Annotated in this window: 9 protein-coding genes and 2 pseudogenes; 1 reads left to right on the top strand and 10 read right to left on the bottom strand. The window is 42.0% G+C overall.

The features are described 5' to 3' along the window. Positions 1-1596, bottom strand: a pseudogene (locus Q0L00_RS00770) (hypothetical protein); the annotation flags it as partial. A 285-nt stretch (positions 1597-1881) separates the two neighbouring features. Between Q0L00_RS00770 and Q0L00_RS00765 the strand changes: the two are divergent. Further along, a pseudogene (locus Q0L00_RS00765) lies at positions 1882-3120 on the top strand (IS256 family transposase). 118 nt (positions 3121-3238) lie between these two features. Here the strand turns inward: Q0L00_RS00765 and Q0L00_RS00760 are convergent. The 9 genes from Q0L00_RS00760 to Q0L00_RS00720 form a co-directional block, all read right to left on the bottom strand. Beyond that, entirely contained in the window at positions 3239-3829 is a 591-nt protein-coding gene (locus tag Q0L00_RS00760) for a hypothetical protein (RefSeq protein WP_297334943.1), read from the bottom strand. A 1-nt stretch (position 3830) separates the two neighbouring features. Next, a complete protein-coding gene (locus tag Q0L00_RS00755) occupies positions 3831-5759 on the bottom strand; it encodes a serine hydrolase (protein ID WP_297334942.1) in 1929 nt (642 codons plus the stop codon). Between the two features lie 212 nt (positions 5760-5971). Continuing rightward, positions 5972-7852, bottom strand: coding sequence for a serine hydrolase domain-containing protein (locus Q0L00_RS00750; RefSeq protein WP_297334941.1), 1881 nt, complete (start codon positions 7850-7852; stop codon positions 5972-5974). 21 nt (positions 7853-7873) lie between these two features. Next, complete coding sequence (locus Q0L00_RS00745; protein ID WP_297334940.1) at positions 7874-8590, bottom strand: hypothetical protein; 717 nt, start codon at positions 8588-8590, stop codon at positions 7874-7876. 22 nt (positions 8591-8612) lie between these two features. Then, positions 8613-11645 carry a hypothetical protein gene (locus Q0L00_RS00740; protein WP_297334939.1) on the bottom strand — a complete coding sequence of 1011 codons (3033 nt, stop codon included), beginning with the start codon at positions 11643-11645 and terminating at the stop codon, positions 8613-8615. A 15-nt stretch (positions 11646-11660) separates the two neighbouring features. Beyond that, entirely contained in the window at positions 11661-12011 is a 351-nt protein-coding gene (locus tag Q0L00_RS00735) for a hypothetical protein (RefSeq protein WP_297334938.1), read from the bottom strand. Positions 12012-12022: 11 nt separating this feature from the next. Continuing rightward, complete coding sequence (locus Q0L00_RS00730; protein ID WP_297334937.1) at positions 12023-12631, bottom strand: hypothetical protein; 609 nt, start codon at positions 12629-12631, stop codon at positions 12023-12025. Positions 12632-12636: 5 nt separating this feature from the next. Further along, the gene (locus tag Q0L00_RS00725) at positions 12637-13446 is read right to left on the bottom strand and encodes a hypothetical protein (protein ID WP_297334936.1); all 810 of its coding nucleotides are present in this window, start codon (positions 13444-13446) and stop codon (positions 12637-12639) included. Between the two features lie 122 nt (positions 13447-13568). Next, positions 13569-15542, bottom strand: a complete 1974-nt coding sequence (locus tag Q0L00_RS00720) for a thiol-activated cytolysin family protein (RefSeq protein ID WP_297334935.1) — start codon at positions 15540-15542, stop codon at positions 13569-13571. Positions 15543-15617 lie beyond the last annotated feature (75 nt).

Genomic DNA, 15617 nt, shown 5'->3' with positions numbered 1-15617 from the left:
GGTCACCGCACTTTCCTTCTTCGCAATTACAATCCTTCTGGTGCCATTTCCGCGGGTAAACTCGTAGATAAACCGGTTTCCATCAACACTTCGTGTGAAAAAATTAGTCGCTGGTACCGACGGTGCTGATGCTGTCAGTTGACTCCCCGCAGCTCCTGGACGCAAGTAAATTTTTCCACTACTCCCGTTGTATTCGAAAATCGAAAAATGGTAGGTCTTGTTGGGAGACAGATTCGTCAGATTCATACTACTCCCTGCACCGTTGTAAATTACATAATTCCCCGGGCTGATCTGCACACCATTTCCGAACGAACTGCTCCCGCCATAGCTGGACAGATCTTCAGGCTCGGCATCTACAGGCGCACCCTCCCGGGCCACGATCATTCGCGAAGTACCGTCTCCCGGCGTCCAGTTTAGCGACATCGAATTCCCCGTCACATTGCTGAAAGTCAGATTACTCGACTGAACCGTGGGACCTGTAAGGGTACTCCCCGTACCGGTCAAATAAGGATCGGTGAGGTAAAAAGTCTCTGCATCTACTCCATTGTATTCAAATACCGCAAAATGATACGTAGTACCCGGCTCCAAGCCATAAAGCCACATCGCATTTGAGGTGCCATTATGTACCACGTATTCACCCGGGGAAATCTCATTCCCCGAACCAAACACATCATTGGCCGAGTAGGTTTGACCATCTGAGGGGATAGCTGTCACCGCACTTCCCTTCTTCGCAATTACAATCCTTCTGGTGCCATTTCCGCGGGTAAACTCGTAGATAAACCGGTTTCCATCAACACTTCGTGTGAAAAAATTAGTCGCTGGTACCGACGGTGCTGATGCTGTCAGTTGACTCCCCGCAGCTCCTGGACGCAAGTAAATTTTTCCACTACTCCCGTTGTATTCGAAAATCGAAAAATGGTAGGTCTTGTTGGGAGACAGATTCGTCAGATTCATACTACTCCCTGCACCGTTATAAATTACATAATTCCCCGGGCTGATCTGCACACCATTTCCGAACGAACTGCTCCCGCCATAGCTGGACAGATCTTCAGGCTCAGCATCTACAGGCGCACCCTCCCGGGCCACGATCATTCGCGAAGTACCGTCTCCCGGCGTCCAGTTTAGCGACATCGAATTCCCCGTCACATTGCTGAAAGTCAAACCGCTTGCCTGAACTGTAGGTCCAGTAAGGGTAGAAACTGTACCTTCTAAAAATTCATCTGTTAAATATTCGGTAGTAAAATTTGACCCGTTATATTCAAATATTTTTAAATAATAGGTAGTCGAATGATAAAACCCGTAAAGCCAGGTAGAGCTTGCATTTCCTTTGTACACGACAAACTGCCCTGGAGAAATTTCGTTTCCTAGTCCAAAATTGCCTGCTATATAATCCGTACCATCCGATGGTACCGCAGTGATAGGACTTTCACTTGCAATAATTATCCTATTTTGTCCATCACCACTGGTGTAGGAAACAATAAATCGATCACCATCAATACTTCTTGATCCAAAATCAGTAGAAGGTAAAGTTGGAGCCTGCCCGAAAGATGTTAGTTGCAATGAAAAAGAAGCAATAAAAATCATAAGAATTCTCATTCTTAAAAATAGATTTTCACGGAATTCAAAATTTAAAAAACAAATACCGGAGTTTTTGGAGACAGGAGATTTTAAAATTAATTTCATAATAAGCTGGATTTTAAATCTTGATAAAATTCAAGAAAAACCTTCCATTCAAGTATAAATCCTGTAACGTATGATATCAGAATTGTAACATAACCAGCTGTTTTTGCATGTAATGGGGATAAAAAAAGCCCCAGAAAATATCCTGAGGCCTTAAAGAAGAGACTGTTCAATTAAGTGTGTCTGCTAACTTAGCAATAAATGAAGAAGAAACAGACACTTGAGGATTTACTGAAAGATCCCAAAATGAGCGAACGGTTAAAAGAGCGACTTTACAGCAAGCAGGGATTGCTTGGGAAAGAGAGTCCATTTAGTGAAATTTTGCAGCAGATGGTCAATGTTATGCTTGATGGGGAGATTGAGAGTTTTCTCAACGAAGAGCGTGCCTCTGGTCATGTGAATAAGCGGAATGGAAGGACTTCCAAGCGAGTGCTGAGCGATGCGGGTTCCTTGGATATTTCGACGCCCCGTGACCGGCAGGGGGACTTTGAGCCTGAGCTGATAGGGAAACGTGAGCGGGTACTGAACAGCGGTGTGGATGACCAGATTTTAGCCTTGTATGCCCAAGGGAATTCGGTCGAGGACGTAAGGCGTCTTCTGGAGGATATTTACGGGGTGAGTATCTCTGCAGGCCGGATTTCACAGATTACCGACAAGGTATTGCCGGAGATTCAGGAATGGCGTTCAAGAAGCCTTCAGAGCTTTTATCCGGTAGTCTATCTGGATGCGATACACTTCAAAGTGCGTCAGGATGGTAAATACACGAGTAGTGCTTTCTACACGGTATATTCTGTGGATTGGGAAGGGAACAGGGATGTCTTAGGGCTCTACATCAACACGGGTGGAGAAGGGGCCAGGAAATGGGGAATGGTAATGGAAGATCTGAAAGCCAGGGGAGTAGCGGATATTTTGGTGATCTGTACGGATGATCTGCAGGGATTTTCCGAGCAGATTCAAGAAGTTTTTCCTTCTTCGATTGTCCAAAAATGTATTGTCCACCAAATGCGAAATTCGCTGAAATATGTGGATGAAGTCGACCGCAAGGCCGTTGTTAAGGACTTACGTCAAATTTACACCTCCACTACTGAAGAGGGTGCAAAGACAGCCCTGTCGGCCTTTGAAGCCACGTGGGGCAAGAAATACAAATACATTGTAAAACAATAGACGGAAAACTGGCTTGAGCTGATGGCTTTTTTGGATTTTCCCCTATCCATGCGCAAAATGATCTATACGACCAATCCTGTGGAAGCCCTTCACCGGATCATGAGAAAACTGATAAAAAGTAAGGCAGCCTGGGTATCTGAAACGGCGCTGTTAAAACAGCTCTATTTATCAATCAACAAAAACGAAAAGTCATGGAAAAGAAAAGCGTTCGGATGGGCTTCCATACAACGGGAAATCATGGAGATGTACCCGGAGAGAGTATCACAAATAAATTAGTTTTCAAAGGGGAAGCTTCGTCGGCCTACGGCCTCCTCTGCTTCCCCTTTGAAATATAAACTTAAACCTAGGCACAGTTAATTGAACTATCCCTTAAAGAATTAGAAAACACAGTGGATCAATTTATCCGCTCCAGATAAAATTCTCCTTCGCTGATCAACACCGATTCTTTGGTAATCATATCATATACCCGACCGGAGAAAGTTCCTTTCGCCTCCTTTTCAGTAAGCTCGGTTAATTCGAAAGTAGGGTCTTCTTCATCAACATCAGAAACATAAGTTTTACTGTTGCTTTGCGTGTAGTAGCCTAAACTAGCCCCCCGAAGTCCGTATCCAGTAGATTCGAAAGGCTCCAAAAAATTATAGCTACCCACCCGAATTTCCTGATCGTCTTTGATGGCAATATTGAATCCTTCAGGGCTTCCGTTATCTTCCTCATTAAGCTCACCTCCTATAATGCTGGCCTCGAAGATTCCTGGGATATAACTTCCCACCATAATATAGAGCATATCCGGGTTAGTAAATTCCCTTAACTCTCCGTCTACTTTTGCACGAATATAATAGGGGTATTTTGCATTTCCTGCCGGCTGAATTTCACTTTCATGATCAGTAAATTCATTCGAATTTTCTGATCGTTCAGTGCAAGAAAATATCAGAAGAGGAAGTAAAAGGAGTAGCTGCCAGAAATTGTAATTTAGTTTCGTTCTCATATCAATATCGCTGGAAATCGGTTAAGACCATTCGATCCTTAATTTTTCTATTTAAGTCTACAGAGAATAGAGAATCATGCTGAACTCGATAGTTCACCTCTTGCTTAAGGTTGGTTTTATCCCAGATTCCTGCCCATTTTCTAGTTCGACCATCCATGTATGTTTCAACATCAATTAGATTCCAACCCTCCTTTATTCGAGCGGAAACCAATTTCTGAAACCCTGAGGATTCATAATTTCTGTTGAGTAACCCATCATTTCCTTCCACCCATACCCCGCACCATTTTTGTTGCCCATTCGAATAGTACACTTCGATATCAATTAACTTATACCCTGACTTTCCTAATTCTTCCCTCTTTTTACCAAATTCATCAGGGGAAAATCCGCGATAGAGTGCATACTTTCCTTTGCCTGGCAAAAACAATCCTGCATAAAGTCTTTTTGATCCTTCCATGTAGGTTTCCAGATCCACTAATCGATACCCTTGTTTACTCATTTCCTGCCATTTTTGATTGAACCCCTCCGAATCAAAGTTTCGCCACATCGCTTGTCTTTGGCTCTGCTTTTTGAAAATCCCATCCCAAACGCGTTTATCATTATGCATGTAGGTTTCAAAGTCCACACAGACATACCCGGCATCTCTAAGTAATCTCCATTCATCACCAAATGATTTGGTGCTATATCCCCTCCTTAAAATGGTATTCTGATCTCCCAAATGCCACACCGCGACAATTGGTTCGTTGCATGGATTGTTGGTATTCCTATTATCGGTATCTGAAAAATGGAAAGGTTCAGTTTCAAAAGCCCGGTTACTAATTCCTGTAGCCCTAAAAATCCTATTAATGATATTATCTCTAGTTCGAGAAGCATATGCTCCACCATTGACTGCAATAACAATCCCATTATCTGCCTCGGTACTAAAAATCATTTTGGTTCGCATATCGTCATGAGCACCTCCATGTTCAACAAATAATTCAGAACCTAATTGGACTCGCCTTAATCCTAAGGAGTAGTTGTTATTATTAGTAAACGTTCTGCTCCATAGGTCTTCTGTATTGGCCAAAAGGTCATCATTCATCAAGCCAACCATGAATTTTCGCAGATCATCTATCGTGGATAAAAAACCACCTCCAGGAACCTTCCAAATGACATCACTCCCATCTGTTTCAGTCAGCATATCATCACAGAATTTATTGTAACCGGTCATTTGACGGTTAGAATTATAGGTCAGGGAGCTCAAACCTAGTTTATCTTTGATATGAGCATTAATATAAGCATCAAAACCACCCCCCTGCTGGTCAATAACAGCTCCCAATAAACTCGTACCAAAAGTTGAATACCGAAATTGAGTCCCCGGTGTAAAAGCCAATGAACCTGAGCTAAACACCTCTACCCCCTCTTCTGCATCATAGGCCTCATCCGCATCTCCAGTATAATTATTCCTATTATATTGTTGATAATGCCTGATTCCACTTCTATGGGACAAAAGATGCTCTACGGTGATCAAGTTTTTATTATCTCTTGTGGGCCAATAATCAACCAGATCCGAAACCCGGTCACTAAGATCAATCGCTCCATCCTCAACCAATTTATGAATAGCCACAGCAGTCACAACTTTTGAAATGGACGCCCATCGAAATAAATCTGTATTCCGGAAAGGGGTTCGATTTTCTACATCCCTATAGCCATAGGTTTTTTGGTGAATGGTACGTCCATTTTGTACCACAGCAACAGCTACACCTACCAAGTTCCCATAAATCATTTCTTCTTCTACAATGCGATCTATGGCAGCAGTAGTTTGTTTTTCTGAACTAGAATCCTCCGTTGAATTGAAAAAAGAAGGAACTAGAATGAGTAAAAGGACTGGAAGAAGTTTTATCGAAAGGACCGTTCGATTCCAGACAAACAGATTATTTATCTTATTTTTCATGTGTTTATATTTTTTCTATAACGGCCACATGGAATCTAGCGGAATCGATAGTCATATCAGTGTGTGAATTTTTAGTCATGCTCGATTTTATGGGGTTATAATTGATTTTCAAAGGTCACATGGAATCTCACACATTTTACAATCATCCCGGTGTGAGACGGATACGTCATGCTCGATTTCATTAGTACAGTAGTTAGAAATTGGTTAAAATTTTACCAGCCATATGCCTCGATAATTGCATTGGCTAACTCATAGCGGAAATTGGTATTACTTCCATTGGTTAAGACCACAATTCCTGCACTAGAAATCCTTCGGTCTGGATCATTGATAGTCGGAAAACCAATTATAAAACTTCGGTACCCATTGTTTACTCCACCATGGCAGTAATATTCGTTATTTGCATTTATACTTGGATCCCTTGTATTAGTACCGAGCCCATTTTGTATTTTTAAAGCATGCTCCTTGGTAATGACAGGTCGTCCCTTGTAAACCCCTCCATTATTGATGGTTAGTAACAGGTTAGCCAATTCTTTGGCATTGGTATAAAGGCCTGCAGCAGCAAACTCAGGGTAGCGGTTTCGCACATTTCCCTTATTGTAGCCCCAGGTGAGTTCTTCAGTTTTGTAACTATTTTCTGGAGATACTGTAAAGGCACTTTTTTGCATACCCATTGGATTTAAGATAGTTGACTTCATCCATCGTTCATATGGGCTACGAGTAAGGTCAGCGGTTAATTTTTGTAAGACAGTAAATCCGGGTCCAGAATAGTAATCCCTTCTAGCCGTATCAGCTTGGTAGGCAATCGTAATCTTTTCGCTATTTGCGGGATTATCACCTTCTAAAATTTGGGTTAAGTTTGGAAGTCTAGATGCTGGAATGCTTTGGGCATATCCTGAATATCCGCCACCCTGTAAAGGATCAAAAACCCGAATTCCTGGCAAAGAGACGTCAGCACCATCTATCCCACTTCTGTGATTCAAAATTCCCTCTAGGGTAATGTCATCAGCTGTAAAATTTTTCAAACCACTGTTAACCGGTACTTGATAATTCGTGAATGAATCTTGAATATCTTCATCCAGCTCAATTGAAAAGTCCTCGGTTAGTTTTACCCCACCCACAGCCGCTACCACTTTACTTACAGAGGCCGCTTGAAACATGGATTCGGAGTGCACCGCATGGGTCTTGTCCCCATTTTTCAAGAATCCGTAGCCAGTTGACCAAACAATTTGGTTATTCATCACCACTGCAATACTTACCCCAGGAACATTTAGCTCCCTCATTTTTTTCCAAATATCAGGACTCACTGAATTTTCGAAATTTCGGATGGGATCTGAAGGAATTTGATTGATTCTTCCATTCGAAATGATCGACCATCCTCCAGTAGGAGTAAACATGACCAAATCAAGTCGCTCCTTGTTCCCACGCATCGTATTCATTTGTTTAAATGCTTCATTATCAATATTTCGAGCAAAATGGTAATCATCTGCAATCACCAACCACCCTCCAGAAGGGGTAAATTCTAGATGATGAATTTTCCGGGTGGCAGATTTTCCCGGTACAGGCGATTGGGAAAGGTTAGTTAAAATTTGATAGCATTCATCATCAATATTTCGTGCAAAAAAAGTCCCGTCTTCTGCCAGAATCACCCAAGAATTTTCTGTCCGAACAGAAGAAGGAAATACCACTTTTCTGATTTTTTTCCCTCGATTTTGAAGAGATTGTATTTGCTGATGAGCCTCATCGGGAATATTTCTTGAAAAGGTAGTTTTGTTGGTCACAATTATCCAACTATTCCCGCCCTTGGGTGGAAAAGCCACATGTTTTATTTCATGACCGAGTTTCTGAAATTCCTGGATCTTCTCATAGCATTCCTGGGGGATGTTTCTGGAAAAACTTTTTCCATCCTGAGTGGCAACTACCCACCCGCCATTGGGAGCAAACCCCACCGTATTTATCCCTGCTGAAATCAGCTTCCCTATTTGGGTATGTGCTTCATTGGGAATATTTCTGTTAAAATGAGTCTGGGAATTTGCTAGCTGTTGTATTGAGAAGAATAGTACTGTGATAACGTTTATTAAAAGTGACTTTTTCATAGTTCCGGTTCGTGTCATGATTTAAAAAAACTTCCCGATCCAGCGAAATTGACTCGAGTCATCCATATTTCGTATGGTGATCTTGGATGGAAAAGATCCCCTAATCTTCGGATCAGTTTCATACACTTCCTCGATGTCGTATTGCACCCAATTAAAACCCGGCTCCAAAGTCAATTTAAATTGATATTCCTGAAGAATCTCCTCTCCTTGATAGGGCATTTTTGAGCTGGCAGAATAATCCAGGGTAATTGGTTCTTCCACATAAATAATATTTAAATAAGATCCAATCACCGCATTGTTGTAGGCTGAGTCTTCTAACCAATTCTTCACTTCTTCACTGGTCACCGGAAATACATTTCCTGCCCAGCGATTTCTACTGGCCATAATGGAGATATAAGGATTTTTTAGCGCTATTACATCTGCCAACAACCCAAAATCATCTCTGGAAAATGCACCATCAAAAGCCGTATGTAGTCCTCCAAAAAATACCGCCATATCCTCTTCAGCCATGTCTGCGGGTAATGTTGCTTGAGACAGATCTATCGAAAAGTCCCCTCCCTTGTTTACCGTTCCAATCTCAATGGGAAAATCCGCTCCCAGCGTAAACAAAGCCAACTTCATCTCGGGAAGTTTATCAAATCCCTCTACTGTTCCCACCACGGGTTGAGTGGTTTGGTGAGCAGTTTGTACGGTCATGGACATCAGTCCAATTGTCAAGATTCCAAGTAGTTTTTTCATTAGTTTTAGTATTAAAGTTTATTTAACAGGGTAAATAATTACCCATTTTGTCCATCATTCCAATGAGTTTACTGAGTCCCCCCATGACTTCCTCAGGTTGGCCGGTCATTCCTCCGTGAATCCATCGGGCAGCATCACATGCATCCATCTGCAAAGCCTGAAGTACGTCTTGCTCCAAATTACTCGTATCCATGGTTTGGATGGCATGGGATGCGATTGCGTACAGCTTAATGAGAATCAATTGATACCCAATTAAGCCAATACTCCGTCCTGGATTTTGTTTAAAATGACGTGTATAGGCCCTTAAAACCATATTAATATCGTCGTAGCGGGTGTAAACTTTTCGCTTTCCACCACCGGTTTGATCTGGCAAAATACCCAGGAGCTCTCCAGTCTTCTTATCAATTTGCCAAAAAGCCAAGGTGTCTAGCTCCCTTCCAAAAATCTTCAATTCCGAACCCGCACGGCTCCAATATTGCTTGATGAAGTTAGCATGCGGGCCATTCTGAAGTTGCTCCTCAAACCAATTCTCATTTTTGGCTTCTTCGTTACTGATTAAATCAGCACCATTCAAAAGATTTAAGGTACTTTGTTCAAAAAATGCTCCTTCCAACAACGCTAAATGAACAGTCTTTTTAAGATTTATCCGAAAACTTTTCTCCAAGTCCTCTGATATCGTCACAAAATTTGCAGTCGGTAAAATATCTACTGCATCTTCTGAAAATTCTTGATTGATTCCCGTGGATCGCTTGACGATGACCATTCGAATCCCGCTGGCAAAAATCAAGGAATCCTCTGTAACTTGATCCGGTAAAGGTGCCAAAAGATGAATCATCAGGGGATCATAAGTCCAACTAGACTTTTCCACTGCTTCCAGCGCCAGATCGAGATTTTCCGCTTTGACTGCATCCATCCAGGGCTGTTTGCTCAGCCTATATTCCAGTAATTCATTCAAGGCATTGGCAAAAGTGGGTCCCTGCCCTTCCACACCGATGATGACCGAACCAAAAAGCAGGTTGCGAACCTCATCGGAGTGTTTTTTCCCAATCTGGACCTCTTCCCCGATCACCGGATCCCAACCTGCCAAGACTCGCTCAGTTATGTGATTCCCGATTTTTATTTTCAAATAAATCCCAATCACTTTTGGGCCAATCGTTTGGGATTCTTCCCTAAATTTAAATTGATAAGTTTCACGGGTACTAACTCGATCGTTGTCAACAGAAACCTTAATTTCATTGGTTTCCGATTGAAGTGAACCATGGAACGTGAATACATAAGCAGGCAACTCCAATAATGAAAGCTGCTCCAAAATCTCCTGCTGGGCGACTCCTTGGTCCTGAGCATTAATTATGTTGCCTTCACTGGAGACGGCCAAATTTTCGAAAACCTCCTGACTGCTTTCTCGAGTCGAATTAAATACATCCAAAACAATCACCGGTGGACCTGCTCGAAAAGCTTCCAAATCTCCATCTTTCAGCTCATCCTTATTATCCCCATCGGTGGCAAAAAGGATCAAGTCAAAGGATGTTTGACTGGCTTTGCGGAGCCATTGATACAAAGATGAATCGGTGGCCCAACTAGTCACCGAAGCTTTAGGGAAATCCTGCCGGATTCCCACCTCCAATTTTTCCAAAAACGCTTCCATCCCCTCGTTACGATATTCAAGAGGCATACTCAACGAGGTATCGTAAAGGATCAACACTTTAGGAGCTGTTTCATTGGACTCCATTAAAGGGCTGAACGGAAGGTCATTTTCCCAAAAAGTAAAATTAGAGGCCATCAAACCCTCTACCCGTTTTCCGTGTTCATTGGTCGGCCAAATCTCCATTTTTACCATAGAGGGAAGCCCCGCAGTAATTTTTAATGTTAATTGTGCGACATCCTTAACCCTGGTAGATTCCTCTACCCAATCGATTGGAAAACCGTTGACTCGAATAGTTTTTGCTTTTTCATCAACCTGGATTTTCTGACCCTCCAGGGTAAATGTTTCCCCAAGTTGCGACAATCCTACTTTTTCCTCTTGGGAAAGATCGGGACTCTCTATACTCAAGGCAGGTGAAAATATCCGAACCTGCTTAAAAGTGGTACTTGCCTGCTCCATCCAGTCCAATCCATGAAAAAAACCTAAATGCAGCTGCCTCCCAATCAGATCTTTAGCCTCATAATTTTTGGTTAAAAGAATTTTATCTTCTGTTGGTTCTATATTGTCTCGATAGCTCAAACTAAGCTCGACCTGATCCAAAACATATTCCGCAGGATCAGCACTTCTGACGGGGCTTCCGGCATTAAAAGCTTCCCCAAATGGAATGTCCGGATCAAAGAGATGGGCAATTAGGGTTTTATTTTCCCATTGAAACTGAACAGCGGGACATCGGGAATCATCCCAACGAAAATCAAAATCATGAAACCGGATCTTTTCTTTCTCAGGAATGAGATCCCAAAGTCGATCGGCCAATTTTTCAGCATCCTTCTGATCAGCATTAATAAAAGTGAGCTCCTGAAGGTCTGATTCGGAAAGCTCCAGCATATTCATCCATCGCTCATATTGACCCTGGTTCAAGTCTGGTAAAATTTGATTTTCATTAGGCCGAAAAAACAAGGACTTAACCATTTTCTCATCAAAATCAGTTCGCTCAAAAACGACCTCAGCCTGAATTCCTGACTCCTCGAGAAGTTGCCTTAAAACCTCTGCTTTTTCCCTTGGGGTAGCGAATCCATCCCTCAAAACCCCTCTAATCCCTGCACGCATCGCCGTACCCATTCCCCTTAATGAAGCTTCATTAGCGGGAATCAAAAAGATAGAATCTCTTACAAATGCTAACATCTGTTTGGGATCCCTACCCTCTTTAACTCGTTGGTAAGCTTCAATCAGACAGGATGGACTAGTTTGGATCAGCTGTTGCATCTCGCGCCAAACCTGAAAAACTCCTCCCTCCAGATTTTCGGGACGAAGCTCAGCGTCATCACAGGAGGCCAACCAGCCCCCTGTAGATGACACTAACCCAAAAAAAGCCAGTTTCTTGAAAAATTCTCTTCGATCTGAGGAATAAGACATGGTTAAAAAATTAGATTAAAAGTTTTTAAACCATTCTTCAAAACGATCTCCCAAAATGGGGACTGGTTCCATCCGACCGTTTACGGCGTGAATCAAGCCCATCACCCACATGTAAATCATCACCACCAAGCCTAACAGATAAATAATCCAACCCAGAATGGGGATCAAACTAATAATCACCAGGACCAAACCGACCACTACCAAGCCCAAGGATTGCTTGATGTGAAACTTAGTAAAGGGATACTTTTTCTCATTGTTCATTACAAATGCGATAATCAAACCAATCACCGTGATGTAAGCAATGATCGCCTCTGTTTTCCCCTCAGGAGAGGAGGCTACCGTTAAATGTTCTTTAGATTCTTGCATAGTTTTTATAATTAGTCCATAGTCAATCCTTCATCTCCCGGTCTCATTCGGAAAGTAAAGTCTCTGATGGTGATTTGATGAGAGCCGTTAAACGTAGCCAAAGTCATGGATGCCACCTCTCCGGTAAGCATATCCCCTTCGGTTTGGATCATGACCGAATTGGAGGTGTTTTCAAATCGATAATAAGACACATAATCCCGCTCTTCGGCATCATTCCAATAGCTGACGATTGCATAGCTATCGTATTGCTGCAATTGATTGATGTAAGCGGTGGTATAATCATTGGATTGGGCCCAAGGCTTAAGTTCGGGAGCTTTAATCGTTACCGAGAGTACATCCCCCGCTCTAGGGTTATCATCCGGCGGATAAAAATTAAGGGTCATCGTTCGGTCAAATTCCGTAGCCGTAACCATTAAATACGTATCAAAATCATCGGTCAACAAAGTTTCCCCTTCGGTCCCTACATACTTGGATTCATCGTAAACAATGCTTCCAGTGACATCACCGGTGACATCGACGGAAAAATATTCATAGTCAAAAGGCTCCATGTCATCCTCCTTCTGACATGAAAAAATGAAAATACTGAATACTAAGAGTAGTAGTTTGCTTTTGCAGTTCATGGTTTTTATCGATTAGAAATTGTGTATTCATAGGATTCAAAAGCGACACATTCCATGGTGGCACTTCCGTTTTTTTTGCCTTTGTTTTCCTTGTCCTCCATCTCCATATACATCATCAGACTACCTTGATGCTCTTCTACAAAGCGCTGCATCTCTGGAGGAAGATTTCCTTGTGTGTTTTTAAAAACATTATCAAAATTGGCGGGCATGTCAGTGGCAAAATAGACCGTGAACTTGTACTGCTCATTTTCCATTTGCCTGCCGATGCAGTCATAGCCCAGAAACTCCTTGTTTGGAAGCTCAGTAAGGGTAAAATCTTGATATTCTTCCATGTACTCTTCTTCTTGGTTATCCATGTTTTCGGCAAGATCCATTGAAGTGGCGATGGGGTTCCCGTCGATGTAGTTCACAATGACTTTTCTGTCTTCATCGATGATCGAAAAAAAATCCATTCCCATATCCATTTTGTAGCCCAGGTAGGACTCATTGGGGTTGAGGAAATAATCAAACTGCATTTCACCGGCAGAAGTGGACATTTTCATCGCATAGCGGTATTCGAAATAATAAGTATCAGGGAGTTCGGCAACGTCCACGGGCTTCCCTTTACCCCCACCTTTCATCAATCCTTCTAGATTTGGATTAAGGATTTTGTCCAAAGCATTTTCAGTCATTTGACCCGCCTTATCGGCAGTTTTATATTCAATGACTTCTTTGGTTCGTTCCTCAACTCTTTTTTTAAGATTTTTGAGAAATTGAGCCTCCGCCATCGGGACACTGCAAACCAGCGCCAGCAAGATTAAAATTGATTTTTTCATGGTCGTTCAAATTTTGATGGGATAAAGTTCTCGTTTGAGCTAAAAATGGGATATCAATAATGTATCAAATGATATAAAAATGGTAACATCACCCCTCCAACTAAGCAGAGGGGCGATTTTGATTAATTCAGCAATTCAAAGCGAACCCAAATAGCTGCTTTTTCACCTGCATTTCCTGCTTTAATGGGACCTTCAAGAATGTATTTACCACCCGTATCCGGAACATTGGTCAACCAAAGAGTATGGGTAGCTCCAAAATCTGAAAACCGGTAGGCACCCTGAGCAATTTGTCCATCAGGAAAAGTTTTGGTAGGATTTAAAGCTTTGATTCCAGACAAAACATCCAGAACTTCTCTTAACTCTACCCCTATAGAACTGTCGTGGATTACTTTATCATTTGATCCAGTATATTCCTTTAACCAGGTGTAGATTTTCATTTCCTGTTTTGGATCGGTGTAAGCATCCCATGGAATATCAAAAATAAGGGTGTTGTTGATTTGAAAAGGGTCCCGAGAGGTTCGATTCTCCCGAACATGAAGTTGCTTATTTACTCCTCCACCCATCCAGCAGGTGTAAGGACCAGATATTTGGTTTCGGCTAGGATCGCCAAAACCACAGGGGGCCCCTGGGAATTTGTTGATTTGGGTACTGCTGGGTTGAAATACTTTTCCCTGGGCTTTGAGAACTACTGCCATTTGCAACCCGTAATCATCTGGGTCATCTCCACCCCCATCTCGACCATCGACATTTTGGATATCTGTTAACGTCATTTTCAATTGGTAATTTCGTTTTTCCACGCAGGTTTCAATTTCCTGAATCATCGAATTGTCCATACCCACTTGCTGATTCCATAGGTTTTTTAATTCAAATCCAATGGGTAAAGCATATCTGTGATTCCCTGGCTGGGAGGTAATCCAATTTCCAATATTTGGGATTCCTTCATCCTGTACATCTACAATGGTATTTGCTGCACTAGAACTTGTACCTCCATACATAAATGCTTTGATCTCTACTTCGCTATTGTCATAGAGTTGACTGTATAGGGCATTTAATTCTGTTTTTGAAATACCTGAAAAACCAGAGCTAGCAGTTACTGTAGCGCCATACTCTTGTATAGATCGTTTACTTTTAAAGAGCACCCCTCCTTTTCTCCCATAGTCTACTTTTGAGATATAAACGTAATCTTTATAAGGCACCGGGTCCGAAGTTTTGAAAACAGCCTCCGCATCAAGACCATCCACTTCAAGTGAAAACATATATTGGCTAAATTCTACCAAATAATAATGGTAGTTTTTCTGTGTTCCTGCCTCTATACCTAACGAAGCTGCAAATGAACCTAATCCACCTGAGTACCTACCGGTAAGCTTAAAGCTTAAGTCTTCCCGACTTTTTATCTCGGTCATTCTAAAACTCATATTAGCAGCCACCGGACTCGCATTTTGGGAAATCAGCTGATTTTCCGCCTCAGAGATTTTAGATTTTTGCCGGGGATCCGGAATCGTAATGTAAGTCTTACTTACATTACGTAGGTCTGGCGTGGAAATGGTTATGGGATATCGATCATAATTTTCCTCGATTTGATAGGAGCCATTGACAAAACTTCTTGCCTTTAAAATTATTCCTGGCTTCAACCAATCCGGTCTTGAGCCTACCGGCATTTCTTCGAATCTCTTAATTTTAGACTCTAGGTTTAGTCGTTCCCGGGTACAATAAGCGGTCGAAGTATTCCGATCACTTAATTTTCGTACATCGGAGTTATGCGTATCGCTAAGTGAACCGCTGTTGATTGCCATTAGACTTTTCCTTCCCCCGGTGGAGGTGGGGCTCCCTTCAGTAATTGTGGCAAATACATCCATAGGGGTCACTGATGTAATGACAGTCATGGGCTGTAATTCATAAATAGGAGCTCCAGTTTTAGGGTCTCGCTTAATGGGTGCTGTTTTTGGTTCTCGTTTAAGAGGGATTTTTGATTCCGTCTTTTTCTTGGTTCGTGGGTTTATTTGTCCCTGTCCCTGAAGACTGAATGTTAAAAAAAGCACTAGAATGACCAGTTTGGTCAAACTAAAATTGATCTGGTTTTTAATGGATTTTTTCATAACTGATACCTTTGGTTAAAATTTAAATCGATGTAAAACTCCTGTTTAATCCTAGGTTCGGATGAAAAAATCCCA

It is taken from the genome of Algoriphagus sp., from assembly GCF_024305035.1.
Classification (GTDB): Bacteria; Bacteroidota; Bacteroidia; order Cytophagales; family Cyclobacteriaceae; genus Algoriphagus.
This window is presented reverse-complemented; position numbering and strand designations above follow the sequence as displayed.